General features: G+C 63.3%; 25 protein-coding genes and 1 tRNA gene. 17 read left to right on the plus strand and 9 right to left on the minus strand.

Annotated elements, in window-relative coordinates:
• Positions 1-34: 34 nt before the first annotated feature.
• From HMPREF3172_RS07095 to HMPREF3172_RS07115, 5 genes are all read left to right on the plus strand, one after another.
• Positions 35-823 (plus strand): ABC transporter ATP-binding protein, encoded by a 789-nt coding sequence (locus HMPREF3172_RS07095; RefSeq protein ID WP_019175040.1) that lies wholly within the window; start codon positions 35-37, stop codon positions 821-823.
• On the plus strand, positions 823-1,626 hold the full coding sequence (locus tag HMPREF3172_RS07100; RefSeq protein WP_070516459.1) for a sulfite exporter TauE/SafE family protein: 804 nt from the start codon (positions 823-825) through the stop codon (positions 1,624-1,626). The genes HMPREF3172_RS07095 and HMPREF3172_RS07100 overlap by 1 nt, the downstream gene beginning before the upstream one ends.
• Positions 1,623-2,510, plus strand: coding sequence for a TrmH family RNA methyltransferase (locus HMPREF3172_RS07105; RefSeq protein WP_176746137.1), 888 nt, complete (start codon positions 1,623-1,625; stop codon positions 2,508-2,510). Before HMPREF3172_RS07100 ends, HMPREF3172_RS07105 begins: the two co-directional genes overlap by 4 nt.
• On the plus strand, positions 2,503-3,267 hold the full coding sequence (locus HMPREF3172_RS07110) for a phosphatase (protein ID WP_083281456.1): 765 nt from the start codon (positions 2,503-2,505) through the stop codon (positions 3,265-3,267). Before HMPREF3172_RS07105 ends, HMPREF3172_RS07110 begins: the two co-directional genes overlap by 8 nt.
• 175 nt (positions 3,268-3,442) lie before the next feature.
• Positions 3,443-3,700, plus strand: a complete 258-nt coding sequence (locus tag HMPREF3172_RS07115) for a type B 50S ribosomal protein L31 (RefSeq protein ID WP_019175036.1) — start codon at positions 3,443-3,445, stop codon at positions 3,698-3,700.
• 130 nt (positions 3,701-3,830) lie between these two features.
• Here the strand turns inward: HMPREF3172_RS07115 and HMPREF3172_RS07120 are convergent, their stop codons facing one another.
• Both HMPREF3172_RS07120 and HMPREF3172_RS07125 read right to left on the minus strand, forming a co-directional pair.
• Entirely contained in the window at positions 3,831-4,661 is an 831-nt protein-coding gene (locus tag HMPREF3172_RS07120) for a bifunctional hydroxymethylpyrimidine kinase/phosphomethylpyrimidine kinase (RefSeq protein WP_070516462.1), read from the minus strand.
• Between the two features lie 20 nt (positions 4,662-4,681).
• Positions 4,682-5,149, minus strand: coding sequence for a tRNA (cytidine(34)-2'-O)-methyltransferase (locus tag HMPREF3172_RS07125; RefSeq protein WP_019175034.1), 468 nt, complete (start codon positions 5,147-5,149; stop codon positions 4,682-4,684).
• Positions 5,150-5,212: 63 nt separating this feature from the next.
• On the opposite strand from HMPREF3172_RS07125, the gene HMPREF3172_RS07130 reads away from it, so the two are divergent.
• The 5 genes from HMPREF3172_RS07130 (at position 5,213) to HMPREF3172_RS07150 (ending at position 13,377) form a co-directional block, all read left to right on the plus strand.
• Positions 5,213-5,869 (plus strand): hypothetical protein, encoded by a 657-nt coding sequence (locus tag HMPREF3172_RS07130; RefSeq protein ID WP_019175033.1) that lies wholly within the window; start codon positions 5,213-5,215, stop codon positions 5,867-5,869.
• Positions 5,862-7,511, plus strand: coding sequence for a Y-family DNA polymerase (locus HMPREF3172_RS07135; protein ID WP_070516464.1), 1,650 nt, complete (start codon positions 5,862-5,864; stop codon positions 7,509-7,511). Before HMPREF3172_RS07130 ends, HMPREF3172_RS07135 begins: the two co-directional genes overlap by 8 nt.
• A complete protein-coding gene (locus HMPREF3172_RS07140; protein ID WP_070516466.1) occupies positions 7,508-10,780 on the plus strand; it encodes an error-prone DNA polymerase in 3,273 nt (1,090 codons plus the stop codon). Before HMPREF3172_RS07135 ends, HMPREF3172_RS07140 begins: the two co-directional genes overlap by 4 nt.
• 200 nt (positions 10,781-10,980) lie before the next feature.
• Positions 10,981-12,291 (plus strand): bifunctional o-acetylhomoserine/o-acetylserine sulfhydrylase, encoded by a 1,311-nt coding sequence (locus tag HMPREF3172_RS07145; protein ID WP_070516468.1) that lies wholly within the window; start codon positions 10,981-10,983, stop codon positions 12,289-12,291.
• Positions 12,292-12,312: 21 nt separating this feature from the next.
• Positions 12,313-13,377 carry a homoserine O-acetyltransferase MetX gene (locus HMPREF3172_RS07150; protein WP_256173281.1) on the plus strand — a complete coding sequence of 355 codons (1,065 nt, stop codon included), beginning with the start codon at positions 12,313-12,315 and terminating at the stop codon, positions 13,375-13,377.
• Positions 13,378-13,428: 51 nt separating this feature from the next.
• Here the strand turns inward: HMPREF3172_RS07150 and HMPREF3172_RS07155 are convergent, their stop codons facing one another.
• Genes HMPREF3172_RS07155 through HMPREF3172_RS07165 form a run of 3 tightly spaced genes read right to left on the minus strand, consistent with a single transcriptional unit; the run spans position 13,429 to position 16,778 of the window.
• Positions 13,429-14,076: a DUF8175 domain-containg protein gene (locus HMPREF3172_RS07155; protein ID WP_070516471.1), complete on the minus strand. Its 648-nt coding sequence runs from the start codon at positions 14,074-14,076 to the stop codon at positions 13,429-13,431.
• A gap of 21 nt (positions 14,077-14,097) precedes the next feature.
• A complete protein-coding gene (locus HMPREF3172_RS07160; protein WP_070516473.1) occupies positions 14,098-16,173 on the minus strand; it encodes an acyl-CoA dehydrogenase family protein in 2,076 nt (691 codons plus the stop codon).
• A complete protein-coding gene (locus tag HMPREF3172_RS07165) occupies positions 16,173-16,778 on the minus strand; it encodes a TetR/AcrR family transcriptional regulator (RefSeq protein ID WP_070516475.1) in 606 nt (201 codons plus the stop codon). Before HMPREF3172_RS07165 ends, HMPREF3172_RS07160 begins: the two co-directional genes overlap by 1 nt.
• A gap of 53 nt (positions 16,779-16,831) precedes the next feature.
• Between HMPREF3172_RS07165 and HMPREF3172_RS07170 the strand changes: the two genes are divergently transcribed.
• The 6 genes from HMPREF3172_RS07170 to HMPREF3172_RS07195 all read left to right on the plus strand — a co-directional run bounded on the left by HMPREF3172_RS07170 (position 16,832) and on the right by HMPREF3172_RS07195 (position 22,528).
• Complete coding sequence (locus HMPREF3172_RS07170) at positions 16,832-18,112, plus strand: acetyl-CoA C-acetyltransferase (RefSeq protein ID WP_070516476.1); 1,281 nt, start codon at positions 16,832-16,834, stop codon at positions 18,110-18,112.
• Between the two features lies 1 nt (position 18,113).
• A complete protein-coding gene (locus HMPREF3172_RS07175) occupies positions 18,114-19,454 on the plus strand; it encodes a 3-oxoacyl-ACP reductase (protein WP_061942866.1) in 1,341 nt (446 codons plus the stop codon).
• The gene (locus HMPREF3172_RS07180) at positions 19,454-20,290 is read left to right on the plus strand and encodes a MaoC/PaaZ C-terminal domain-containing protein (protein WP_070516478.1); all 837 of its coding nucleotides are present in this window, start codon (positions 19,454-19,456) and stop codon (positions 20,288-20,290) included. Before HMPREF3172_RS07175 ends, HMPREF3172_RS07180 begins: the two co-directional genes overlap by 1 nt.
• A gap of 76 nt (positions 20,291-20,366) precedes the next feature.
• Positions 20,367-20,454, plus strand: a tRNA-Leu gene (locus HMPREF3172_RS07185).
• A 130-nt stretch (positions 20,455-20,584) separates the two neighbouring features.
• Positions 20,585-21,214 carry a hypothetical protein gene (locus HMPREF3172_RS07190; RefSeq protein ID WP_141741604.1) on the plus strand — a complete coding sequence of 210 codons (630 nt, stop codon included), beginning with the start codon at positions 20,585-20,587 and terminating at the stop codon, positions 21,212-21,214.
• 3 nt (positions 21,215-21,217) lie between these two features.
• Complete coding sequence (locus HMPREF3172_RS07195; RefSeq protein WP_070516480.1) at positions 21,218-22,528, plus strand: M20/M25/M40 family metallo-hydrolase; 1,311 nt, start codon at positions 21,218-21,220, stop codon at positions 22,526-22,528.
• A 46-nt stretch (positions 22,529-22,574) separates the two neighbouring features.
• Here HMPREF3172_RS07195 and HMPREF3172_RS07200 read toward each other — a convergent pair whose 3' ends face one another.
• A complete protein-coding gene (locus HMPREF3172_RS07200; RefSeq protein WP_019175020.1) occupies positions 22,575-23,549 on the minus strand; it encodes a DMT family transporter in 975 nt (324 codons plus the stop codon).
• The gene (locus HMPREF3172_RS07205; RefSeq protein ID WP_019175019.1) at positions 23,546-23,740 is read right to left on the minus strand and encodes a DUF5703 family protein; all 195 of its coding nucleotides are present in this window, start codon (positions 23,738-23,740) and stop codon (positions 23,546-23,548) included. Before HMPREF3172_RS07205 ends, HMPREF3172_RS07200 begins: the two co-directional genes overlap by 4 nt.
• A 60-nt stretch (positions 23,741-23,800) precedes the next feature.
• On the opposite strand from HMPREF3172_RS07205, the gene HMPREF3172_RS07210 reads away from it, so the two are divergent.
• A complete protein-coding gene (locus HMPREF3172_RS07210; RefSeq protein WP_070423450.1) occupies positions 23,801-24,466 on the plus strand; it encodes a histidine phosphatase family protein in 666 nt (221 codons plus the stop codon).
• Positions 24,467-24,487: 21 nt separating this feature from the next.
• Here HMPREF3172_RS07210 and HMPREF3172_RS07215 read toward each other — a convergent pair whose 3' ends face one another.
• Both HMPREF3172_RS07215 and HMPREF3172_RS07220 read right to left on the minus strand, forming a co-directional pair.
• Positions 24,488-25,333, minus strand: a complete 846-nt coding sequence (locus HMPREF3172_RS07215) for an undecaprenyl-diphosphate phosphatase (RefSeq protein WP_070423449.1) — start codon at positions 25,331-25,333, stop codon at positions 24,488-24,490.
• A 135-nt stretch (positions 25,334-25,468) separates the two neighbouring features.
• On the minus strand, positions 25,469-25,777 hold the full coding sequence (locus HMPREF3172_RS07220) for a hypothetical protein (protein ID WP_070423448.1): 309 nt from the start codon (positions 25,775-25,777) through the stop codon (positions 25,469-25,471).
• Positions 25,778-25,813: the final 36 nt, after the last annotated feature.

Here is a 25,813-nt window from a genome sequence, read left to right on the forward strand (position 1 = left end):
CGAGTATAGGTGCCAGTGCGTTAGAGTCTGATACATGAGCACTGTCCTGCAGCTAGACAACGTCGGTGTCCGCCGAGGAGCCAACCACCTCCTCTCTGATTTCTCCCTCACGGTTGAAGAAGGTCAGCACTGGGCTGTTCTCGGCCCCAACGGCGCCGGAAAGACAACCCTTTTGGAGCTTGCGGCCGGACGCATGCATCCCACGGAAGGCACCGTCGACATCCTCGAGGAGCGCCTTGGACGCGTTGACGTCTTCGAGCTGCGCCCACGGATCGGCTACACGTCATCGCAGCTGGCAAAGCGCATTCCCGGCAGCGAAAAAGTTCACGATGTCGTCCTCACCGCTGCCTACGGCGTGCTGGGCCGCTGGGTCGAAGAGTACGACGAGATCGACCTCGACCGTGCTGATGACCTCCTGTCGGCCTTCGGCATCGCCGGCTTCGGCACCCGCCGCTTCGGCACACTGTCAGACGGCGAAAAGAAGCGCGTGCAGATTGCCCGTTCGCTCATGACCGACCCCGAACTCCTGCTGCTGGACGAACCGGCAACCGGTCTTGACCTCGGTGGACGCGAAGAGCTCCTGCAGGCACTGACTGAGATCATCGGCTCGAAGTACGCGCCGACCACCGTCATGGTGACCCACCACGTTGAAGAGATCCCGCAGTCGATGACGCACGCTCTGCTCATCCGCGAAGGCGGTGTCGTTGCAGCCGGCGACATCAAGGACACCATCACAGAAGCCAACCTGTCGGAGACATTCGGCCTGCCCATCCAGCTCACCGTCACCGAAGGGCGCTTCCACGCGCAGGCACGCCTGAGCTGATGGGTTCATTCACCCTCGTCGAGGCCCTGCTCATCTTCGCGGCGGGCCTCGGTGCCGGAGCAATCAACGCTGCTGTCGGCTCCGGCACGCTCATCACATTCCCAGCTCTCGTCGCCTTCGGCGTTCCACCGCAGACAGCGACTATGAGCAACGCACTGGGTCTTATCCCCGGCAATGTGGCCAGCTCCTTCGGCTACCGCAAGCAGATGGCCGGCTACGGCAAACAGGTGGCCGCTTGGCTGCCCGCGTCGATCCTCGGTTCAATCGTCGGCGCGCTGTTGCTGGTGGTTCTGCCGTCAACGACCTTTGAAGCTGTCGTTCCCGTGCTGATCGTGCTTGCGGTCATCATGGTGATCGGCCAGCCCTTCCTCAAGAAGGCGCTTGCCCAACGTGCCGCAAAAGCTGGCCGCACAGCTCCGGCCAAGCCGGAAGACGCCTCGAGCGCTATGAAGGCGGCAGTCCTTGCCGCGATCTTCTTCACCGCGATCTACGGCGGCTACTTCGCTGCCGCGCAGGGTGTTCTGCTCGTCGGTCTCCTGGGTGTGCTCACGGCGTACTCGCTGCAGCAGATCAACGGCTTCAAAAACGTTTTGGTGCTCGGTGTCAACACGGTTGCGGCGATCGTCTACATGATCGTCGGCTTTGACAAGATCAACTGGACTGCCGTGCTCCTGGTGGCAGCCGGTTCGCTCATCGGCGGATACGCGGGTGCGAAGTTCGCCCAGAAACTGCCCGACCCACTGTTGCGCGGCATCATCGTCGTCCTCAGCATCATTGCCTTCTTCCGCATCATCCAACTGTGAACACGCCGGCCAAGCGCGATATCGACGACGCGCAGATACAGCAGATCCTCCGTGCTCACGGAATCGACGAATCTCGCGTTGTTCGCTCCTCCCGCGCGCCCGAATCGCTGCTTGCGGACTACACGGACCTGACGGACGTTCAGCTGCGCAGCAAGCGGGAACCGGCCGAGGGCCTGTTCATTGCAGAGTCCTCCAAAATCGTCACTCGGGCTCTCGCGGCCGGTTACGCGGCGCGTTCGTTTCTTCTGCGGCCCAACTGGCTGGAGGATCTCGCGCCGCAGCTGGCTGGATCAGACGCTCCGATCATCCTGGGGACGCCCGCAGAACTCGAGAGCATCGTCGGTTTCCACCTGCACAGGGGTGCCCTGGCCTCCATGGAACGGAAACCTCAGCCGGAGCTTAGGGAAATCCTTGGCCGGGCTGAGCGGATCGTGGTGCTGGAGGACATTGTCGACCACACCAATGTCGGTGCGATCTTCCGTTCCGCGGCGGCTCTGGGTGCCGATGCGGTTCTCATCAGCCCACGATGCGCCGACCCCCTGTACCGTCGGTCGATCCGGGTGTCGATGGGCACCGTGTTCTCGGTGCCGTGGGCGCGGATCGACCCCTGGCCGGCAGGCATCGACCTGCTGCGCGAACACGGCTTCACGACCGCGGCTCTCGCTCTGCGCGACGGAGCGATCAGCGTCCGCGAGTTCGCCCGTGCCGGGCATGCCAAAACCGCGCTGATCATGGGCACGGAAGGCGCTGGGCTCAGCCGCCAAACGATCGAAGCCGCCGATGCCTGCGTCATCATTCCCATGTCTCACGGAATCGATTCGCTCAATGTAGCCGCGGCAGCCGCTGTGGCTGTCTTTGCACTCCAGGAGGATGCCGATGGTTGAAATCACGCGCGATGCCGCTGCCGAATTTCTGGTTGAAGGCGGGGTGACGGGAGAAGTCGCCACTCCGCGAGAGAACAACCTGTCGCACATCCACAGGTTCTTGGCGCAGGAGCGCAACTTCGATTTCGGTGTGCCGCTCACCCAGGACTGGGATTACGACTCCGTGTTCGACGTTATGGTCGCCCGCTGCGGTATCCGCTCGGAACGCGATTACACGGAGGGCGTTGACACGATCTCCACTGAACTGTGCCTTGATGGGCTGGATCGTCTGCGCGCTGCTGTTTCCGAAGTCGCCGGACGCGGCGGGCGAATCCTGTTCGCCACGGGCCACCCTTCTGGTCTGCTGCCGGTTCACGAAGCCACGGCCGCCTGGGCTGAACAGTTGGGTGCTGACATTGTGTGCCTGAACCAGTTCATTCCGCTGCAGTCTGAGGGCGGTGACGTCCGCCAGATCGGCGCTGTGTGGCACTGGCACATTCACGGCGGTCTGCCGCACACCCACCTGGCAGAGCCCATGCACGCTCTGCTTGACGCACTGGAAGAAGCCGACCAGCCCATGCCCGACCTCGTGGTTGCCGACCACGGCTGGGCAGGAGCAGCGGCCAGCAGGGGACTGCGCACCGTGGGCTACGCCGACTGCAACGACCCGGCGCTCTTCGTTGCCGAAGCTCAGGGGCAGGTGGAAGTCTGTGTGCCGCTGGATGACAACATTCCGCCGTACAACTACGCGGGGCTCATTCGCTGGCTGACTCGGTGAGGCAATCCTGAAACACCGTGGACCGCTGACACACTCGTCGCTTCGGTTCGCTTTGCAGGGGATGAGCCGGTATAGTTTCATAGGTTGACGCCTCAGCGTCGATCAATCCGAATTTGAGCAGCTGGCAGGCGACTCGGTCGCACCAGGGGCTCTGACGAATTCAAAGGAAAGACTTATGCAGAAGGACATTCACCCCGAATACCAGGCGGTTGTCTTCAACGACCTCGCTTCGGGCAAGAAGCTCCTGACCCGTTCGACGGTCAAGAGCGACAAGACCATCGAGTGGGAAGACGGCAACACCTACCCGCTCGTCGACGTTGAAATCTCGTCGGAATCGCACCCGTTCTACACCGGCAAGCAGCGCATCCTCGACTCCGCTGGCCGTGTCGAAAAGTTCAAGGACCGCTACAAGTCCTTCGGCAAGCGCAAGTAAGCAGCGCCGAAAAAGCCGCCGGCTCCCCGTGTGGGACCGGCGGCTTTCTGCTTTCCGGACGCGAGCCCTGGAATGCGCGCCTGCCAAGCACCGCCTGCGAGGCGGATCTCGCCTGACGGGCGGGACTGCTTCAGCTGACGGTGACGGCGACGTCGGGGTGTGGCCAGACGCGGGCTGCCGGATGGAACATCGAGTTGACGCCCATGGCGTTGGGCATGGAGCGGGCAATCCCGTGGGCGACCTTCAACTTGGCGCTGACGACCGCGTCGAGCGTTCTGTGTCCCAGTGCGAGGCCCGCGGCAATTGAGGATGCGAAGGAGCATCCGGCGCCGTTGACGAGTTCGTCATTGACCTTCCGCGAGCGCAGCACGTGGACTTCCGAACCGTCGTAGAAGACATCGACGGCGTCGGGTCCGGGGAAGCGGGCACCGCCCTTGACGACGACGCTTGCAGCGCCGAGTGCGTGCAGCTGTTTGGCGGCGGCGGTCATGTCCTCAACGGAGTCAAGGGAGTCGGCCCCAACCAGCTTTGCCGCTTCGTCCAGATTGGGCGTCATGACCGAGGCGGCGGGCACGTAGGTCTCCAACATCATCTGGGACAAATCGATCACACCCTTGCCGGTGCCCTTGTAGGTCAGCACGGGATCGAAGACGTACGGGGCGTCGATGTCGCGCAGGCGCTCGGCGAGCATGGGCGCTGTGTCAACACTTCCGAGCATGCCTGATTTGACGGCGTGGAAACGGTGGATGCCGAGCGTGGAATCGAACTGTCGGATCACGCTTTCGGGCGAGGTGAAGTCAATAGTGTGATCAAAGCCCTCCGCTGGATCGAAGGTGACGATGCAGGTGAGGACAGATGCGCCGAAGACCCCGTATTCGTTGAACATCTTGAGGTCCGCGGCAATGCCGGCACCACCGGAAACATCGGATCCGGCAACTGTCAGCGCGCGTCGATGCGTCATAGTCTGTCTCCTTCTGACGTTCAGCTGCCGCCGGGGTAGCCCAGTTGGCGCCAGGCTTCGTAGGCGGCGATGGATGCGGAGTTGGCGAGGTTGAGGGAGCGGCGACTGGGCAGCATAGGGATGCGCACGCGCTCGTCAATCCGCGGGTCGTCGGCAACGTTCTGCGGCAGGCCCGTGGATTCGCGGCCGAAGAGCAGCACATCGTCTTCGCGGTACTCAAGGCTTCCGAAGTGCTTGTCGGTGTGGGTTGTGAACGCAATGATGCGCCGGCCGGCCAGCTGTTCGAAGGCGTCGTCGATATTCGGGTGAACCGTAACGTGCGCGAGGTCGTGATAGTCCAGTCCCGCGCGGCGCAGCTTTGCGTCAGACAAATCGAAGCCCAGCGGTTCCACCAGGTGAAGATGAGCTCCCGTCACAGCGGCCAGGCGGATGGCGTTTCCCGTATTGCCGGGGATTTCGGGAGTGTGGAAGACGATGCTGAGCTTCATAGGGCCACCAGTCTATTCGAAAATCCATTTGCACTATTAGAACACGCGTTCGATACTGGAGGCATGTCCGTTCACGCCGTGCCCGCTGCACTCGCGCAGCTTCGCCGTCTGCCGGGCGTGAGCACTGCTCGCGACCTCGCGGACGCTAAGCCCGCGTTCCCCGTGGTCTCCGCTCTGCGCTCAGTGTTCCCCACTGGGCTGCCGCGCGGCGAGGTGACTGAGATCGTCGGTCCGCAGGCTCTGTCGCTGGCGCTGGCCGCCGTGGCTCGTCTGAGTGCGGAGGACCACTGGGCGGCCGCCGTGGGGGTGGGGGAGCCCGCTGTGCAGGCGATTGCCGACTACGGGGTTTCGCTCAGCCGCTTCGCCAGCGTTGAGGTCGACGCTCGTGACTGGCTGCGGGCAGTGTCGATTCTCGTGGAGTCCTTTTCCGCGATCATCGTCCGCCCGGGCTTTTCTCTCACACCCACCGAACAGGCGCGCCTGCGAGCGAAAGTGCGCGAACGCAGCATGAGCCTCCTGGTGGTGGGCAGCAGCCGACAGCCGAAGGGAACCGCGGACCGCACGGTGTCTGTCTCCGCCCCGCGGTGGGTGGGCCTGGCCCAGGGCGCGGGAATGCTGAGCGAATGCGCCGTCACGGTCGACCACGGCCGTGAGCGCGTCCAGCTGCTGCTGCCCGGAGCATCCGGCCGCGCTGAAGAAAGGGGCATCCGCCTTGTCTGATGCTCACCGCGACACCGCTGCAGCCTCAACGGCCTCAACGGCCCAGAAGCAGCCGGCCGAGCCCGGCGGAACACTGCGCACACTCGTGCTCCACGTACCGGACTTCACCGCCGTCGCCCATGCCGAAGTCGCCGGCATTTCGCCGAGTACCCCGGCGGTTGTTCTGCACGCCGGGCGGGTCATCAGCGCAGACGCACAGGCCAGGGCCGCGGGCATCGCCGTGGGGCTGAACCGACGGGCAGTCGGCCACCGCTGCCCGCAGGCTGCCGTACTCAACTACAGCGAAGACACCGAACAGAGGCTCTTCGCCCGCAGTGTGGGAATCCTCGAAGACCGCATGGCGCGCTTCACCCTGCTGCGGCCGGGCACCATCGGCGTTCCCGTCAGCTCTTTCGCCCGCACCCACACGGAAGACACCGCTGCAGAAGAGCTGCTGACGGCACTGACCGACGCCACCGGCTGGGAAGTGTTGGCAGGCATTGCCGATTCACCGTTTGCGGCAGTTCTTGCATCCCACCGTTCCCACCGTGTTGAACCCGGAAGAACCGCTGAGTTCCTCGCGCCGCTGCCGGTCAGCACACTGGCAGAAGCCAACCCGGAGCGCTACGCGGACTTCACACAGCAGCTGGGCCGTCTGGGGCTGGGAACTCTGGGCGATCTCGCGGCACTGTCAGCTGACAGCGTTTATACGCGCTTCGGCTCTGTCGGTCAGACAGCCAGGCTGTTGGCGGCGGGGCTGACCGAATCTCTTCCAGCCACGCACCTTCGGACAGCCGATGTGACCGTCTCCTGTCCCATTGAACCGCCCACGGGCCGAACCGACGCACTGTCCTTCTATGCGCGCAGTGCTGCCGCAGACCTCTTCCGTCGTGTTCGCAGCACCGGGCTGGTGTGCACGCAGGTGACAGTCGTCCTCCACGCTTCCGGCGCAGAGGCCGAACAGCGCACGTGGCGACTGCCGGACATGGACGAGTCGCACATCGCCGACCGCGTCCGCTGGCAGGCTGACGGCTGGCTGGCCACACGAGGTGGGGTTGCAGAACCGCAGGCCTCGACGGCTGCCAGCCCAACTGACACAGGTGACGGAACAGATGACGGCATCAGCCTCATCGAACTCACAGCGGCTGAACTCGTCCGACCGCTGGAAAACGCCGCGGACCTCTTCAGCACGCGTTCCGGGGACGTCAGCCGCACACTCGAACGCCTGCAGGGTCTCTTCGGCCCCGACGCTGTTCGCGTACCGCACGTGCAGGGCGGCCGTGAGCCCAGCGAAACAAACCTGTGGACCCCGTGGCAGCAGACACCTCGGCCGCTCAGGGACAGCCGGGCACCCTGGCCCGGTGCACTCCCGGCACCCCAGCCGACCCTCGTCGACACAGCTGACATCGACCTTCTTGACGCCCATGGCAGCACTGTCGTGGCCAGACCCTCCGGGCTGGACAGTCCACCGGACAGGATTGTGTGGCCGGGAGGGGAGCGCAGTCGTGTCATCGCCTACTCATCGGCCTGGCCGGTCGAAGCCGAATGGTGGGACCCACCGGGACAGTACCGGGTGCGCCTGCAGGTGCTGACCGACGATGACCGCGCCCTGTTGCTGAAAAAGGAAAACGGCCAGTGGTCAATAGCCGGCAGGTATGAATGAGCGGCTTCAACCCCCGCACACCGTGGTCAGAGCTCGAACGCCGCCTATCAGCCACAAAGCCCGACCCCGCGGCCAGCAGTCCCGTCGGCGCCGGCTGGCCCAGCGCCTCGTCAGCCGAGCCCGCGCGGACCCAAGCCGCACCGGCCGTGCGCACGGCCCCACACTCCGTCCGCTATGCCGAACTGCACGCGCATTCGGTCTTCAGCTTCCTCGACGGGGCATCGCAGCCAGACGAACTGATAGCCGAGGCCGCCAGGGCAGGACTGAGCGCGATGGCGCTGACAGACCACAACAGCCTCGGCGGAGCAGTGCAGTTCGCCCAGGCGGCCCGCGAACACGAAGTCCCCACGGTGTTCGGCGCGGAACTGTCACTCGGATTGCGGGAAAAGATACCCGGCCAGATCGACCCCGAGGCTCACCACCTGCAGGTGCTCGCCGTCGGAGTCGAAGGCTACCGGCAGCTCTCAGCGGCGATCACCCGGGCGAATATGCGCGGCGAAAAGAACAGGCCGGTGTTCGAACTCGAAGAGCTCGCCGCTCTTGATGCCGACTGGAAGATCCTCACCGGCTGCCGGAAAGGGCACCTGGGCCGGGCACTCAATGACCCCGACGGGGGCGCTGCGGCGCTGCGGCGACTGGTCGACCTGTTCGGCCGCGATCGAGTGGTCGTCGAACTCACCCGCTTCGGACTTCCCGGCGACGATGCGCGCATAGCCCACCTGCAGGACCTCGCCGCTCGGTTCCGTCTGCCAGCGGCAGCCACAAACGCAGTGCACTACGCCGACCGCACAGGATTCCACGATGCGCAGGTGCGGGCCTCCATCCGCTCGCGCCTGCCGCTGTCTCAGTTGGCCGGATGGCTGCCTCCAACAGCCTCGGCCAGGATTCACACACCCGCCGAAATGCTGGCGCGCTTCGGCCAAGGCCCGGTCACCACTGCCGCCGCTATCGGCGAGGAATGCGCATTCGAGCTGCGCGCAGCACGCGCCGGACTGCCCAGCCCACCCGTACCAGCTGGGAGAACAGACGCCGAGCACCTGCGCGATCTGGTGATTCAAGGCGCCCGGAAACGGTACGGCAGTCCGGAACAGGCACCTCGGGCGTGGGAACAGATCCACAGTGAACTCGACGTCATCGACTCCATGGGACTGGCCGGGTACTTCCTCATAGTCGAAGACATTGCGCGGTTCTGCCGTGAGAACAACATCTTCTGCCAGGGGCGCGGCTCAGCGGCGAACTCGGCGGTGTGCTTTGTGCTCGGCGTAACAGCTGTTGACGCCGTCCAGTTCCAGCTGCTGTTCGATCGCTTCCTCAGTCCCGAACGTGCGGGCTACCCGGACATCGACCTCGACATCGAATCCAGCCGGCGCGAAGAGGTCATCCAATACACCTACCGCACATACGGGCGCGACCGTGCCGCACAGGTGGCCAACTACATCACCTACCGCCCCCGCTCTGCCATCCGCGATGCCGCGCACGCTCTGGGCTACAGCCCCGGCCAACAGGACGCCTTCACTAAGGGCGTCAATCGCTGGCGATCCCTGCCGCCGACAGACGAATCCCCGGCTCCGTCCCAGGTGCTCCAGCTTGCGGAGGGTCTGCTGGGCACACCGCGTCACCTGGGCATTCACTCCGGCGGCATGGTGCTCGCCGACCGTCCACTGGGTGAAGTCGTGCCCATCGAACAGGCCTCCATGCCCGGCCGCACCGTCCTGCAGTGGGACAAAGACGACTGCGCGGCAATGGACTTGGTGAAGTTCGATCTTCTGGGACTCGGCATGCTCGGGGCCCTGCACGAAATGGTCGACCTCGTCGCGCAGCACACCGGAGTGCGCATCGATCGGGCGCAGATACCCCAAGAGGACGGGGTCTACGACATGCTGTGCCGGGCTGATGCCCTGGGCGTGTTCCAAGTGGAGTCACGCGCTCAGCTGGCCACCCTGCCCAGACTCAAACCTCGCAACTTCTATGACCTAGCTGTGCAGGTGGCGCTCATCCGTCCCGGCCCCATCCAGGGCGGATCCGTGCACCCGTATATTCGCCGCAGGCAGGGCTTGGAGGACGTTGACTACATTCACCCCAGCACTCGGCCGGCGCTCGAGAAGACCCTGGGCGTTCCGCTGTTTCAGGAACAGCTCATGCAGCTGGCAATCGACGTTGCGGGTTTTTCGGGAACGGATGCCGATGAGCTGCGCCGCGCCATGGGCGCTTCCCGCAGTCAGCGGAAGATGCGCGAACTTCAGCAGCGCTTCCACTCCGGCTGTAAGCGGCGGGGAATCGACGAACAGACAGCGCAGGTCATCTTCGACAAGATCGCGGCGTTCGCCAACTACGGCTTTCCCGAATCCCACGCGCTGTCCTTTGCCGGTCTGGTCTATGAGTCCGCATGGTTCAAATACCGCCACCACGCGGCCTTCACAGCGGGGCTTCTGCGCAGTCAGCCGATGGGCTTCTATTCGTCACAGTCACTCATTTCCGACGCCCGGCGCCACGGCATTGCCATCCGTCCGGTGCACATCAACTCCTCTGGGGCGCGGACGGATCTCGAGGCGGATGCTGAGTCTTCCGGCGGGTTCGCCATCCGCTTGGGACTGGACGAAGTCAAGGGCGTTGCCGATGCGGCTTCTGCCCTAGAACGGGAACGGCAGGCGGGGGAATACACCTCAATCGTCGATGTCGCCGAACGCACCGGGGTGGGGGTGCGGGTCCTTGAGGCTCTTGCCACGGCCGGGGCTTTTGACTGTTTCGAGGTGGATCGCCGGCAGGCGCTGTGGACGGCGGGTGCTTTGGGGCGGGCGGGACCGCAGACGCTGCCGGGGACCGCACCGGCAGCTCAGCCGCCAACGCTGCCGGCTATGGATGACTTCGATGTCACGCTCGCGCAGCTGTTCTCCACCGGAATCACGGTCGAGGGCTATCCGACGGAGCACCTGCGCGCACAGCTGACCGCTCGCGGCTGCTGGTCGACGGCGGACGTGCAGAACGCAGCCCAGGGCCAGCGGGTGACTGTCGCGGGAATTGTGACGCACCGCCAGCGGCCGAGCACCTCCCAGGGCATCACGTTCATCAACCTGGAAGACGAATTCGGCATGCTCAACATCGTCTGCACCCGCGGGCTCATCCGCCGTTTTTCACCGCACGCGCTGACCCGCAGCGCAATTGCCGTCACGGGGCTCATCCAGCGTGCGGGAAGCGTCATCAGCCTCTACGCCCACAGCATCGTGCCGTTAGAAGTCGACGTGCCTATCCGCTCCCGCGACTTCCAGTAGAGCCGCAGCTATGGGCAGAAAACAGCAGTTCTTCGCCCAGAAAATCAGCTTCATGACACGGGCAGACAAGTCTGTGACCGAATGTGACGAGCCGTGACGCAGACATGACGAGACCGCGGCGGTAGGCCGGAAACCGAACCTAGCGTGAGCATCAGCATCCCAGACCAAACCAGATCCGGGACAAGACTTAGGAGAATCCCTTGGCTGAACAGGCTTTTGAAACCCGCCAGATCCACGCCGGTCAGGTAGTGGACAGCGAAACCGGCGCACGCGCCCTGCCCATCTACCAGACCACCTCGTTCGTCTTCGACTCCACGAAGACCGCGGCAAACCGCTTTGCCCTTGCAGAGCTGGGCCCCATCTACAGCCGTCTGACCAACCCGACGGTTGAAGCTGTTGAGAACCGGATCGCTAGCCTCGAAGGCGGCGTCCACGCGGTTCTCGTATCCTCGGGCCAGTCGGCAGAGTTCCTGTCGCTCATCAACATCGTCGAGGCCGGCGACCACATCGTGTCCAGCCCCAGCCTCTACGGCGGCACCTACAACCTGCTCAACGTGACCCTGCGCAAGCTTGGCATCGAAACGACCTTCGTTGACGACCCCAGCGACATCGAAGCGTGGAAGCGCGCCGTGAAGCCCAACACGAAGGCATTCTTCGGCGAAACCATTTCGAACCCCCGTTCGGACGTGCTCGACATCCGTGCTGTTTCCGATGTCGCACACGAAGCCGGTGTGCCGCTCATCGTCGACAACACCCTTGCAACCCCCTACCTGCTGCGCCCCATCGAGCACGGTGCTGACGTTGTCGTCCACTCAGCAACCAAGTTCCTCGGCGGGCACGGCACTTCGATCGCCGGTGTCATCGTCGACTCCGGCAATTTCGACTACGGCAAGAACCCAGAGAAGTTCCCCGGCTTCAACGAACCGGACGACTCCTACAACGGTTTGGTGTTCGCCCGTGACCTTGGGGCTGACTCGCCATTCGGCGCGAACGTGTCCTACGGCCTGAAGATCCGCGTCCAGCTGCTGCGCGACCTCGGAAACTCGGCTTCGCCGTTCAACGCGTTCCTCCTGCAACAGGGTATTGAAACCCTGTCGTTGCGCATGGAGCGTCACGTAGAGAACGCCACGCGTGTCGCCCAGTGGCTCGAAGAGCGTGATGACGTCGAATCGGTGTCCTACGCGGGACTGGAGTCCTCGCCATGGCACGAACTGGGCAAGAAATACCTGCCCAACGGTGTCGGCGCGGTTCTTGGCTTCAACATCAAGGGAGGCTACGACGCAGCGGTGAAGTTCGTTGAGGCACTCGAACTGCACAGCCACGTGGCCAATATCGGCGATGTCCGCTCGCTGGTCATCCACCCGGCATCGACCACCCACTCGCAGCTGAGTGAAGAAGAGCAGCTCGCAGCGGGCGTCAACCCCGCATTCGTACGCCTGTCGGTGGGCATTGAGGGCATCGAGGACATCCTCGCCGACCTCGAGAAGGGCTTTGCCGCAGCTCGCGGCTGATTCGCCATGACAGTCACCAGTGTGAACAGAGTTCTCGAGATCGACGACTTCGCCATTGAATCCGGCGTTCTCGATCACGTCAGCCTCGCATACGAAACATTCGGCACGCTCAACGCCGAGAAAACGAATGCGGTGATTGTCGAACATGCCCTCACCGGTGACTCCCACGTGACGTCCGGCCGCACGGATTCCCGTGCGGCCGGCGCTGCGCCCGGGTGGTGGGAGGAACTCGTCGGCCCGGGGCGACCTATTGACACCGACCGCTTCTTTGTCATCTGCACCAACGCTCTGGGCGGGTGCACAGGCACTACGGGCCCGCTGTCAACAGCACCTGACGGCCTGCCCTACGGCGGACGGTTCCCGCGGGTCAGCATCCGCGATATGGCCAGGCTGGAGCTGCTCCTGCTGGACCACTTGGGCATTGATCGCCTGTATGCCGCGATAGGCGGTTCGATGGGCGGAGCGCGTGCCCTGGAACTGGCTCTCGAAGCACCTGAGCGGGTGCAGCGGCTGACGGTTCTTGCCGCGCCCGCCTATTCGGAGGCCGACCAGATCGCCTGGGCTCACGCGCAGGTCGCGGCCATCACCATGGATCCTGACTACGCCGGTGGTGACTATGCCGCACTGGGCTCTGTGCCCGAAAAGGGTCTGGGCTTGGCCCGCCAGATTGCCCACCTGACCTACCGCAGCGATGCGGAGCTCAATTCGCGTTTCGGCCGCAGCCTTCAGCACATCTCTGATGACCCTTATTACGCCGTGCAATCCTATTTGGACTACCACGGGGACAAGCTCGTGGGCCGCTTTGACGCTCAGGCGTACATTCTTCTGACGGAAGCGCTGCGCGACCACGATGTGCGCCGCGGGCGTGCTGACACGCTGGAGCAGGCCCTGTCGCGCTACACGGGTCAGGCCCTGATCCTGTCGCTGTCGACAGACAGGCTGTACCCGCCGCAGCAGGTGAAGCTCATTGCCGACAACCTGCCGGGGCAGGTTGAGTACGCCGAAATTCCTACGGACGTGGGCCACGACGGCTTCCTCACGGAAGCCCGCGCGGTCGGTGCGTACGTTTCGCGGTTCCTCGGCTGACGAGGCGGAGCAGCCTTTTCGGCTTCACTTTCAGGGGTGCTGAAGGTCGGTTCACTTCCACATAATGAAGTCTGAGGCCTGAGGCTCCGGATCGTACTGCGGAGGCGCTGTCATATCGAGACGCCAGTCGTTGGCGCTGTCATCCCAGACGAGCCGGTAGGTGAATGCACCCTTAGTGTCGTCTTTCGTCGCGTAGAGGGTCAGTTCCGCGTTGGCTTCCGCGTAGCTTTCAATCCGAAACCCCTCGGGCTGCATGAATATGCCGTTCTCGCCCTGCAGCTTTTCGACTTCGAGTTGCTTCTTCGCTTCGGGCGAATCTGCTGCGGCCTCGATTTCCTTGCCAATGGAAAACGCCGCTGCAAGATTGGCTGCTGCGTAGGCCGCACCGGTTGGAGAATGGGCGAAGCACCGTGGCATCGCGCCGTCGTGGTGGAGCGGTCCGAATTCGTCTGAGTTAGGAAGCGTGAAAGGCGAATCGCCGTACGATTCCCACGTGGTGTTCGGCGCAGCGGTGGGACTGGCCTGGTCATCCGAAAGGCCCGCACAGTCGTTCCCCGTCTTCTGGGCCTGCGGCTTTCCCGTTGCTGTTATGGCGACAACGATGATCACGAGCAGTACGGCAAGCGCGAGCGCACCAACACCCCACGCCCACGGTTTGATTCTGCGGGTCTGTCGGATGCTGGTGTGCTCGGTGGCCATCGTTCTCCTCGTTGACGCAGCTCAGCTGTCGGTCGATTTTGCCTTCAGCTGTGCTTCTCGCTGCTGTTTGCGACGGTAGATGTCCTTTTCATCCCGCGGCATGTTCCCGCTGCGCTTGAGCTCAGCGTAGTAGTCCTGTGCTTCCTGCTGGCGGCGCTCTTCGGCTCCGTCGGCGATGGGACACCTGCGGTGTTCGGGGCCATAGCCGAATGCCGCAACGGCATCACCGGCATTGGCGGCGAGTTTGCGCACCAAACGGTTGATCGTCGGCTCGATCTGGCGGGCACGGTTCATGGACAGACGGCCGTTGGCAATGTGCCATCCGGCGTGCGCGTTGATCAGATCGAGGCCGTAGAGATCCCGAATGCGGCGCAGGAACTTCGCCTCTGCCGGGTTGTCCTTCGGATCGACGGAGTGCATGAGGTCATTGAGTGCGCGCCACTTGTGAAGCTCTATGAATGCGCGGGCCGTTTCGATGAGGTCATTCTGGTGGTCGTTGAACAGTTCGGCGGCATCGGTCGAGTTCATCTTCTTCGCCGGCCGGAGGTTCGCAGCGAGTTCGGTCAGCGTCACCTCTGCTCGGGATGCCAGGAGCGCTTCCTGCAGGCGACCAGACCGGATGCGCTTTTCGTTCATCGCAGGGGTGAAGAGGTCCCCGATGGTGGAACTGACATTGGCAATGCCGGAGCGGAAGAGTGTGCGCTCAGCCGCGTAGCTGCCGACGTAGCGGGCAATGCCGCCGACGTCGAGGTCGCGCATTTCGCTCGCGTAATCCGTCAGAAGGCGCTTGCCCACCAACTGAAGCAGCACCGTGTTGTCGCCTTCGAAGGTGGCGTACACGTCGAGGTCGTGGCGCAGCCCGACGAGGCGGTTTTCAGCCATGAAGCCTGCACCGCCGCAGGCCTCGCGTGCTTCCTGGATGATGTCGAGGGCTTCCCAGGTGGTTGTGGCCTTCAGCCCCGCGGCCAGCGTTTCAAGCTCCGCTCGGGCTTCTTCCGTGTCGTCCCGTCCGGAGAACACCGCGTCGAATTGGTCCAGAAGGCGCTCGTATGCTGCTTGGTTGGCCCAGATCTGTGCGAGCTTTGGCAAGAGTCGGCGCTGGTGACGGCGGTAGGAAAGCAGTGTGGATTCTTCCGCGGCGTCCGGTGATTGGAATTGGCGCCTGGCGAGTGCGTAGCGCACTGCGATGTCGGCGGCCAGTTTCGCCGCTGTATTGGATGCCCCAACAAGGGAGACTCGTCCTTGCACCAGGGTTCCGAGCATCGTGAAGAAGCGCCGGCCGGGTGATTCGATGGGCGAGGAGTACTCGCCGTCTTCTGACACGCTTCCGTAGCGGTCCAGGAGGTGGGTGCGGGGAACGCGCACGTGGTCGAAGGCGAATCGGCCGTTGTCGACACCGGGAAGTCCGCCCTTATATCCGTCGTCTTCGATCGAGATGCCCGGCAGGGGGTTGCCGGATTCATCGCGTACGGGTACGAACAGCGCGTGTACGCCGTGATCAACACCGGCGGTGATGAGGCGGGCGAACACGACTGCCGCCTGTGCGTGGCAGGCCGCGTTGCCGATGTACTCCTTATACGCCGCGCGGAAGGGGGTGTTGATGACGAACTCCTGCGTTTCAGGGTCGTACTCGGCGGTCGTGGCGACCGCTGCGACATCGGAGCCGTGGCCGATTTCCGTCATCGCGAACGAGCCCAGAAGACGACCTTCTATCGCATCAAGCAGCCACGCATCGTGCTGTTCTTCATTGCCCAGGTGCTGAATCGCGCCGGCGAACAGGCCGATCTGCACACCCGCTTTGATCTGCAGGGAAGGGCTGACGGTGACGATCTCTTCGAACATCGTGATGTGCTGGTCGTGCTGGTTCTCGCCGCCGAGCCGCTCAGGCAGGGGAGTGCGCGCGATGCCCGTCTCAACCAGCTTCTGCAGGCTTTCACGTGTTGCTTCGCGCTTTTCCTCCAGCGTCCAGCTGTCTTCGAGCAGAAGGCCGTCGCCTCCTGCGAATGCACGGCCGGCGGCACGGGCTTCGGCGCGGGTGCCGTCCAGCAGAGCCGAGAGGACTTCAACGTCGAGTTTCAGGTGGTCTTTGCTGCTCATTATTCTCCTGGGAGGGTGCGGGCTGATGCATACAGCCAGTTGGTCAGCGTGGCGGCAAGATGATCGTGGGAGGGAAGGCTGTCAGCGGGCAGGCCCGCAGCGGGCTGTGCGGGGGCCTGGGCTAGCCAATGCTGGGTCGCGGAGTGGATGAAGCCGAGCGCGCCGTAGGACCAAGCCAGTCCATCAGGTCCGGCCAAACGCAGCCGGCAGGCAATGAGCTCTGCAATGCCCTTCATAAAAGGGCTGTCAGGGCTTACCGCTATATCGCAGAAGCGGTAGACATTGGGGGATCCGGCTGCGAACTGGGCAAACGCAAAGACCATGTCGCGCAGTTCGCCTTGCGGGCTGCCCTGCCCGCCGGTGTCGAGGCTGCGCTCTATGCGGCCCAGAGCCCATTCGCCCATAGCGCGACGCAGGCCGGTGCGATCACCGAAGTAGCGGTAGAGAACAGTTTTCGAAGTGCCGATCTGAGCGGCGATGTCGTCCATTGACAGATCGCCGTGGGCATCGACCGCTTTGCGCGCCGATCGAAGCAGGTCAGCACGCCTGCGGGCGCGGTGAGCGTCCCATCGTGCTGCGCGGCCGTCGCGTCTCTGCGGTTCCATACGGCAACAGTATCAAGTACTGTTCGTATCAGATAACTCTTCAGGAGGTTCCCGTGTCACAGACCCCGGCCGCAATTCTCGGCGGCAACCGCATACCTTTCGCCCGCTCTAATCGTGAGTACGCCGAAGCTTCCGTGCAGGACATGCTCAGCTCAGCCATCGACGGACTCAGCGCCCGCTTCGGCCTTGCAGGAACGACCCTGGGGGCTGTTGCAGGCGGCGCTGTTCTGCGCCACTCGCGTGATCTCAACATCACGCGCGAGGCGGTGCTCGGCTCAGCTCTCGCACCCCAGACTCCCGCTTTTGACCTGGGGCAGGCGTGCGCAACGGGTCTCGAATCCGTCGTCTCGATTGCCCAGAAGATCAGGGTGGGCCAGATCGAAGCCGGTATTGCATCGGGAGTTGACTCCGCCTCGGACGCTCCGATCGCAGTCAGCGAGGGCCTGCGCAGGGCACTTCTCGAAGCTTCCCGCGCACGCACCCTGCCCGCCCGCCTCAAAGCGCTGGCGAGCATTCGCCCCGCAGACCTCGCACCCTCCCCACCGAGCAACACCGAACCGCGCACCGGCCTGTCTATGGGTGAACACCAGGCCCGCACAACCGCAGCGTGGGGCATCAGCCGTGAAGACCAAGATGCGCTTGCAGCCGCCTCGCACAAAAACCTTGCCGCGGCGTGGGACCGCGGTTTCTTCGATGACCTCGTCACCCCGTACCTGGGACTTAAGCGCGATGGCAACCTGCGCCCCGATTCGACCCCGGAAGCTCTGGCAAAACTCGGCACCGTCTTCGGCCACAGCCTCGACACCCCGGCAACCATGACCGCGGGCAACTCGACACCGCTGACCGATGGCGCATCGTCGGTTCTTCTGGCCAGCCCAGACTGGGCTCAGGCGCACGGCTTCGAGCCGCTTGCCTACCTCAAGGACGCCGAAGTTGCGGCAGTTGACTTCGTCACCGGCGACGAGGGCCTGCTCATGGCACCCGCCTACGCCGTGCCGCGTCTGCTGGACCGCAACGGACTGACGTTCGCTGACTTCGACTTCTTTGAAATCCACGAGGCGTTCGCATCGACCGTTCTGTGTCACCTGGCCGCGTGGGAATCCGAAGAGTTCTGCCGTGAACGCCTGGGCCTGGACTCGCCACTGGGAGCGATTGAGCGCAGCAAGATCAACCCGAACGGATCGTCGCTGGCGGCCGGACACCCGTTCGCGGCAACCGGTGGACGGATTGTCGCTTCGGCGGCCAAACATCTGAAGGAAACCGGTGGTAAACGCGCACTCATCTCCATCTGCGCGGCCGGCGGTCAGGGACTCGCAGCAATCGTGGAGGCATGACATGGCTGATAAGTACATCGACATCGCAAACGGCCCGCTGGCCGGAATCGTCAAGAAGCTCGGATTGCCGTCACCGGTGAAGCTGCGTCGCTTCGATTCGGGTGCGGCCTATCTCAAAGAGCCGATTCTGCTGGTCGGGACAGGCAGTTCAGCAGACACGCTGGGACAGCTGCTGGAAGACAACGGCTTCCGCGTACACCGAATCTTTGACCCGGCCTACCGATACGGCGGAATCGTCGCCGACTACACGCAGATCGAGACACCAGCAGACCTCGCAGAGATCACGTTGGGAATTGGCTCTGCTCTGAGGCGAATGACCGCCTGCGCCCGGATCATCACGATTGCGCACGCCCCTGACAACAGCGCATCTGCAGAGCTCAACTCTGCACGCCAGGCCGTCGAGGGCATCACGCGTTCGCTGGCACACGAAATGCTGCGCGGCTCGACGACAAATGGCATTCAGCTGGACGGCGTCGGCCTCGATGCCCCGAGCGTCCGGGGCGCCCTGTGGTTCCTCCTGTCGTCGAAGTCGGCCTATGTGTCCGGTCAGTTCCTGCGCGTGAACTCGACAGCCGGTACGTCGATTGACGCCGAACAGTTCGCCGCCACCGGGAAGACCGGCCCCCTGGCAGGCAAGACGGCTGTTGTCACGGGTGCCGCCCGTGGCATTGGCGCAGCGATTGCGAAGACCCTCGCCCGCGACGGTGCCGACGTCGTCGGCGTTGATGTGCCTCCCGCTGGCGATGCTCTCGCAAAAACCATGAACTCCATCGGCGGCCGAGCCTGCGCACTCGATGTGACTGCTGAAGACGCCGGTGTGCGTCTTGCAGAGGCCGTCGGAGTGCCCGTGGACATCCTCGTGCACAACGCCGGCATCACCCGCGACAAGCTGCTGGCCAATATGAATCAGCAGCAGTGGGATTCGGTTATTGCGGTCAACCTCGAGTCCCAGCTGCGGATCAACTCCCAGCTGGACGATGCGTGGGGGAGCGAACCGCACGTCGTGAGCCTCGCCTCGACATCGGGCATTGCCGGCAACCGCGGTCAGACGAACTACTCTGCGTCCAAGGCCGGTGTCATCGGCATGGCCGCTGCGTGCGCGGAAGACTTCGCCGCACGCGGCGGAAGCATCAACGCGGTGGCCCCGGGCTTCATTGAAACCGATATGACCGCGGCGATGCCGTTCCTCACCCGCCAGGTGGCCAGGCGCCTGTCCAGCCTTCAGCAGGGCGGCCTTCCTGTCGATGTCGCTGAGGCCATCGCCTTCCTTTCAAGCCCCGCCGCTGGCGGCATCAACGGGCAGACGCTGCGCGTGTGCGGACAGAACATGGTCGGTGCGTGATGAGCGCTTCAACCTACGCAAAGGCCGCTCTGACGGCACTGCGCCGAGGACCGCAGAAGGCAACCGCGCCCGCGCGGACAGTGACCGAGGAACACCGCATCGACCCTGCCGAGTGGGCTCGTTTCCAGCGCGTCACGTCCGGGCCCGTTGGCAACAGCGTCAGCCCCGCCTACCTGCACACGCTAGGGTTCCTGCCCTCACTTGAGCTCATGGCTGACAGCCAGTTCCCTCTGCCGGTGCTCGGCATGGTCCACGTCTACAACCGCTTTGGGCTTCTCGAACCCGTGTGGGTGGGTGACGAACTGGCCGTGGAGACAGCCGTTTCTGCTCCCCGCCGGCACCCCAAGGGTGCCGTTGTGGACATCAAGGTCACAGGCCGCCGAGGTGGAGCCCCGGTCTTCGAAGAAACCTCGGTTTATCTGGCTAAGGGTGCGGAACTGATCGACGCTGATGAAGGCGAAGCAGTTCCGCGGATTGAGTGGGAGGCGGACAGCCTGCCGACAGCCCAGTGGAAGCTCGACCCTGCTATCGGCCGCAGCTATGCCGCGGTGTCAGGGGACCGCAACCCGATCCATCTCAGCGGTGTTGCCGCAAAGGCCTTCGGCTTCCCACGGCGCATTGCCCACGGAATGTACACGGCCGCGCGTGCGCTCAATGCGACTGATGTCGCAAGTGAAACATATGTGTGGGAGATTCAGTTCGCCAAGCCTCTTCTGCTGCCGAGCACGGTTGATTTCAGCCTGCAGCGGGCTGGAGAAAGCGTAACAACGGCTGTCACCCGCAAGTCCGATCGGGCGCCTCACGTGATCTCCAAAATCACCCCGCTGGGCGCGTGAATACACGGCGCAACCGGTGACGCACAGTCGATTTTGCAATCGCCTGACCAGGGTGTAGAGTGTCATCTGTTGCCCAGCGCGGGTGGCGGAATTGGTAGACGCGCTAGCTTGAGGTGCTAGTGGCCATTTATACGGTCGTGGGGGTTCAAGTCCCCCTCCGCGCACAGCGAAACAAGGCCCGGAACTTAATGTTCCGGGCCTTGTGCTTTACACGGCTGAATTGCATGAGCCCTCTTGTGCCCCGCGGTACGCTTAGAGATCAGCTGAAAGAACGCTGGGATGAACGGAGAACGCATGACAGAAGCGCATCTCGAATCGGAGCTGACCACCGCTGCGGTTTTGGCAGCCTACGCACGCATCCACCGGCTGCAGGCCCATGTGAGCGTCCGCGTCCTCACCCCTGAAGTGCGCTCTCTTCTCCTGAACCGTTTCGAACAGCAGGGCACCCCCACAGAGAAGATCAGCGAAGTTGAGGGCCTCATCGCAGCAGCTCAACAGCACATCGGATCGGATGAGGCAAAGCCGCTCAGCGCTGTTTCCTACGACAAGACTCGCAGGCAGTTTGTTTCGCGTCTTGTCCGCGCCGGCAGTGCGGGAGTCCGCCTGTGGCCGCCCACCAGCCAAACCGTGCGCGCCCAGCTTGGCGGCCAGCAGTGGAACACCGCCATGCGCAGCCTCGGCATTCCCATTTCCTCGCGAGGCAAAGCTCCCGGGCCCACACGCTTCAGCAGAGATCAGTATGTGCAGGCTGTGACGGACTTTATTGCAGAATCTTCGACCGATCAGTCCTTCCGGGCATACGGTGAGTGGGTGGCTCGCCACAACGCCGCGGGAGCGCACCGACCCTCAGGGCCGGCGCTGCGCAAATTCTTCGGCAGCTGGTCCGCCGCAAAGGAAGCACAGGCTGACGAAACACAGGAGTAACCCATGACCATCGACTTCTCTGCCGCTCAGTCCGAAGTTGTGCAGATCTGCTCGGATCTCATCAGGATTGACACGCAGAACTGGGGTGAAGGCAAAGCCAACCCGGAACGGCCCGCCGCCGACTACATCGCAGAGAAGTTTCGCGAAGTCGGGCTTGACTCCGAAATCTATGAATCAGCCCGAGGCCGGGCCAATCTCGTGGCACGCATCAAAGGCACGAATCCTGATCGCCCAGCACTCGTCATGCACGGGCATACGGATGTCGTCCCCGCTGACGCCTCGGAGTGGAGCGTTGACCCATTCGGCGGCGAAGTCAAGGACGGTCTTCTGTGGGGCCGAGGTGCCGTCGACATGAAAAACGGCTGCGCCATGATCATTGCCGTAGTGCGACAGATGATGCGCGAGAACATCGTCCCGGACCGTGACATCCTCGTGGTCTTCTTCGCTGACGAAGAAGCCGGCGGAACGTACGGCTCCGGCTGGATGGTCGATAACCACCCCGAGGTGTTCGCAGGCGCGAGCGAGGCGGTTTCCGAAGTCGGCGGCTACTCCGTTGATGTGCGCGGTGAGAAGGTCTACTTGGTCCAGACCGCCGAAAAGGGCCTGCAGTGGCTCAAACTGGTAGCCAAGGGCACCGCCGGACACGGCTCGCAGCGCAACGACGACAATCCGATTGTGAAACTCGCTGAAGCTGTAGCGCGGATCGGGCGCTACGAATGGCCCGTCGAGATTCCTCAGGCGACCCGTGAACTGCTCAAGGGCGTCGCCGAGCTCACCGGGATTGAATACTCGGAAGACAATTTCCCAGCGCTGCTGAAAGAGCTCGGCTCGGTCGAAAAGTTCGTCGGCCCCACATTCGCGACGAGCGCCAATCCGACCGCTCTCGGTGGGGGATACAAGCACAATGTCATCCCCGGTTCTGCTGAGGCGCTCGTCGACTGCCGTCCGATTCCCGGCCGGACGGAGGACGCGCTCCTCACACTGAAAGAACTCGCAGGCCCTGACGTGGACATCGTTCCAGTCGTGCAGCACGTGTCATTGGAAACGCCGTTCGAAGGCGATCTGGTTGAGCAGATGAAGAAGAGCGTCCTCGCCTACGACCCTGAAGCCCACGTTCTGCCCTACGCGCTGTCTGCCGGCACTGATAACAAGGCTCTGAGCTTTTTGGGCATCACCGGCTACGGTTTCATCCCGCTGCGCCTGCCGGCCGATCTCGACTTCCCCGCGATGTTCCACGGGGTCGACGAACGCGTGCCGACCGAAACACTGGAGTTCGGCACCCAGATCCTGGGAGACTTCATCGTCAACGCGTAACCACCACGCGTTTGCCCGTTAAGCCTGACGGGCGCTGAGCACCGGCTCAGCTGTCCACGTTGACTTTCGTACGCACTGCCTGGCGGCCGCAGAAAACCGGCCTGCCGGGCAGTGTTGCAATGACAACTCCGAGTACGACCAGCGCAATCGACGTCAGAGCGGTAAGCGTGAAGGCCTGTTCATTTCCGTTCAGCGCATCGATGATGAGCGAACCGCCCATATTGCCGACCAACGTGGACAGGCTCAGTATGAGCACACCCAGGCGGGGAACGATGAGGGCGGACACCAGGATGAAGGCAACGCCGAACACACCACCGGAGTACAGCAGAGGTTCGGGCGGGAAACGCAGCGGGGGAGTGCCGGAGGCGAACACCACAGCGCACCCAACGGCCAGAGCCGTAAAGCCGACAACGAAGTTCATGGTTGTCGCAGCAAGCGCAGAGCCCGAAGCGGCTGACAGCCTGCCGTTGAAAGCGTGCTGAAGTCCGGTGAGAACGCCGGAGGCAAAGGGAACGAGCGGAATCCACCACTGCAGTCCGGACGTGAAGGCTCCCGCACTCATGATTGCAACCCCGGCCAGAACAACAGCGACGCCTACAAGACGGCCCAGAGTGATGGGCTTCGGTCCACCGGCCGGCAGCCGCGTGCTGTCGACGACGAGCGCGCCGAGCAGCTGCCCGGATGTGAAGCTCATGGTGAATACGGCAACGCCGAAAGCGGGAACCGTGACACCCTGAGCGATGACGATCGTCGCTCCGCCGAGCCCGCCCAGGCACATCCACCAGGGGAAGGCCTTTGAGCGCAGAAGCTGGATGGTTCTCGAGGCAGCCCGGCGGCCGGCCGGCAGGGCTGCGGTGACTGCCGCAATGATGATGAGCCCGCCGCCGAAAGACACTGCCGCACTGTAGATCCAGTGGCCGATTTCAACGGTGAGTTCGCCGTTGTACTTCCCCTGCAGGGAAACAGCGAGTCCGGTCGCAATCGCCGGAAGAATGTAGAGGAGATTTGCGCCGGACCTCATGCGGTGCGCACGACCGTCATAACGCGGCGACGAAGCCAAACGGTCTTCTGCCCACCCATACCGACGACCGTCCGTGCCAGCTCCCACCGACCGGTGTCGGCAGCTTCGGTCAGTGCGCGCAGAGATTCGCTGCGCGAAATCTTCGGGTGAAATGTCACCTGCCGCACTTCGTATTCGACTTCTCGCTTCACCTGGGCTTGTGCTCCTTCCCTGGGGTGGCCGTCACTGTATCATCGCGCTAGCCTGATTCTATGGTGAAGATCATCTTCGCGCGCCACGGACAATCGGAGGCAAATCTCGCTGGCGTTCTCGCAGGCCGCCGAGGCGCCAATCCGCTGACTGCTGCTGGCCGTCAGCAGGCCTGTGCCGCGGCTGAGCTGCTGCCTTCCAGCATCGCCCTGTGGAAGGTCTCAGAAATAGCACGATGCGCCGAAACAGTTGATCTTCTGATGCGCACTCACGCCGAGAAACACGGTTCTGATGCACCGGCTGCCTCCGTCATGGGGGAATTCTCAGAAGTCGACTACGGTGATTGGTCTGGCCGTCCCCTTGAAGAACTGCGCAGACTGCCGGAATGGGAATGCGTCCAGAACACTCCGCAGGACATGGTGTTTCCCGGTGGGGAAGCACAGCACGACGCCTGGCTTCGCACCCGCGACGGTGTTGAGAAAGTCCTCGACGAGCTTCGCGAACGCAACAGTGAAGCCGTCGCAGTTGTCGTCACTCATGGAGACATCATCAAAATGGCCGTCGCAGACGCCTTGGGGCTGCAGCTGCAGAACTTTCAGCGAACAGCAGTCGCACCCGGTTCGCTGACGACAATCGACTATGCGAGCAGAGTTCCCGTGCTCACCGCACTGTCCGTGACACCAGCCGGAAGAACCGGCCAAGCGGGCACCCTCGGGGGAGGGGCCTGAAAAGCCGACCGCACCTCGTGATCAGGAAGCCGCGAGAACTCCCGTGCCCAGCAGAACGTAGATGACCAGACCCAGCGCAATGCGGTACCACACGAAGATCGCAAACGACTTCGTCTGCACGAACTTCAGGAAGCCGACGATGACGGCGTAGCCGACTGCAAAAGACACGACGGTGGCCAGCAGGGTGGGTCCCCAGCCGATTGTCATCGACGCAGTCCCGTCTACTTGATCCTTGATCGCTTTGAAAAGACTGTAAACACCCGAGGCCATGACGGCCGGGATTGCCAACAGGAACGAATAGCGTGCCGCTGCAGGACGCGTGAAGCCCATGATGCGACCGGCCATGATCGTGCCGCCGGAACGCGATACACCGGGCACAAGAGCCAGTGCCTGCGCAAAGCCGAACGTGAGGCCCTGACCCCAGTGCATGGAGTCAAGCGTGTTGACCCGCTTGCCGAAGGCATCAGCAAGGCCGATGAAGATTGCGAAGACGATGAGCATCGTCGCGACAATCCACAGTGAGCGGAACGTCGAGGTGATCTGATCTTCGAACAGCAGGCCCAGCACACCAATCGGGATCGAGCCGATGATGATCAGCCAGCCGAGCCGAACTTCGGGATCCTGCCGGTCGTGCTTGCCGAACAGGGCTTTGAACCACTTGGTGATGATCGTGACGATGTCATTCCAGAAGTACACGAGAACGGCCAGCTCAGTGCCGATCTGGATAATCGCGGTGAAGAATGCGCCCGGTTCACGGCCGGGCATGAGGAATTCGCCGACGATCCTCAGATGTGCAGACGAGGACACCGGCAAGAACTCGGTGAGTCCCTGCACGATTCCCAAAATGGTCGCCACTAGCCAGTCCATGCGATCCCTTCGAAAACGACAGTCGGTCCTGTCAATCTGAGCAGGCCCTACGGGACTCTAACGGACAAGGCTGGCCAGTGCGCGAAAACGCGCCCGCGGTCGGCTTAGAGCTTGCACACAGTTGACCGACGGCGGTCAGTCGTCGTCTTCGTCATCCTCGCCGTCGTATTCTTCGTCGTCATCGAAGTCGTCGAAGTCGTCGTCGAAGTCATCAAAGGTGCCGTCTTCGCGGGCGTCTTCGATGTCGTCGAAAAGCTCGAACGGAGTCACTTCGTCGTAGGCGACGTACAGGGCGTCTTCGTAGATTTCATAGGCGTCAGCCAGCGCCATGTAGGCGGCTTCGACGCGTTCGTCGGTGTCGGAGGTCCGGTTGACTGAGGCCGCGTAGTGTTCGCGAATCGCTGCGATGAATGCTTCGAGGGCGACTTCCGGTTCTGAGCTCATGGCTCCATCGTAACCGCGCGGGGCCGAAGCGACTAC

Source organism: Brevibacterium sp. HMSC08F02 (assembly GCF_001807555.1).
In the GTDB taxonomy this organism is placed as follows: Bacteria; Actinomycetota; Actinomycetes; order Actinomycetales; family Brevibacteriaceae; genus Brevibacterium; species Brevibacterium ravenspurgense.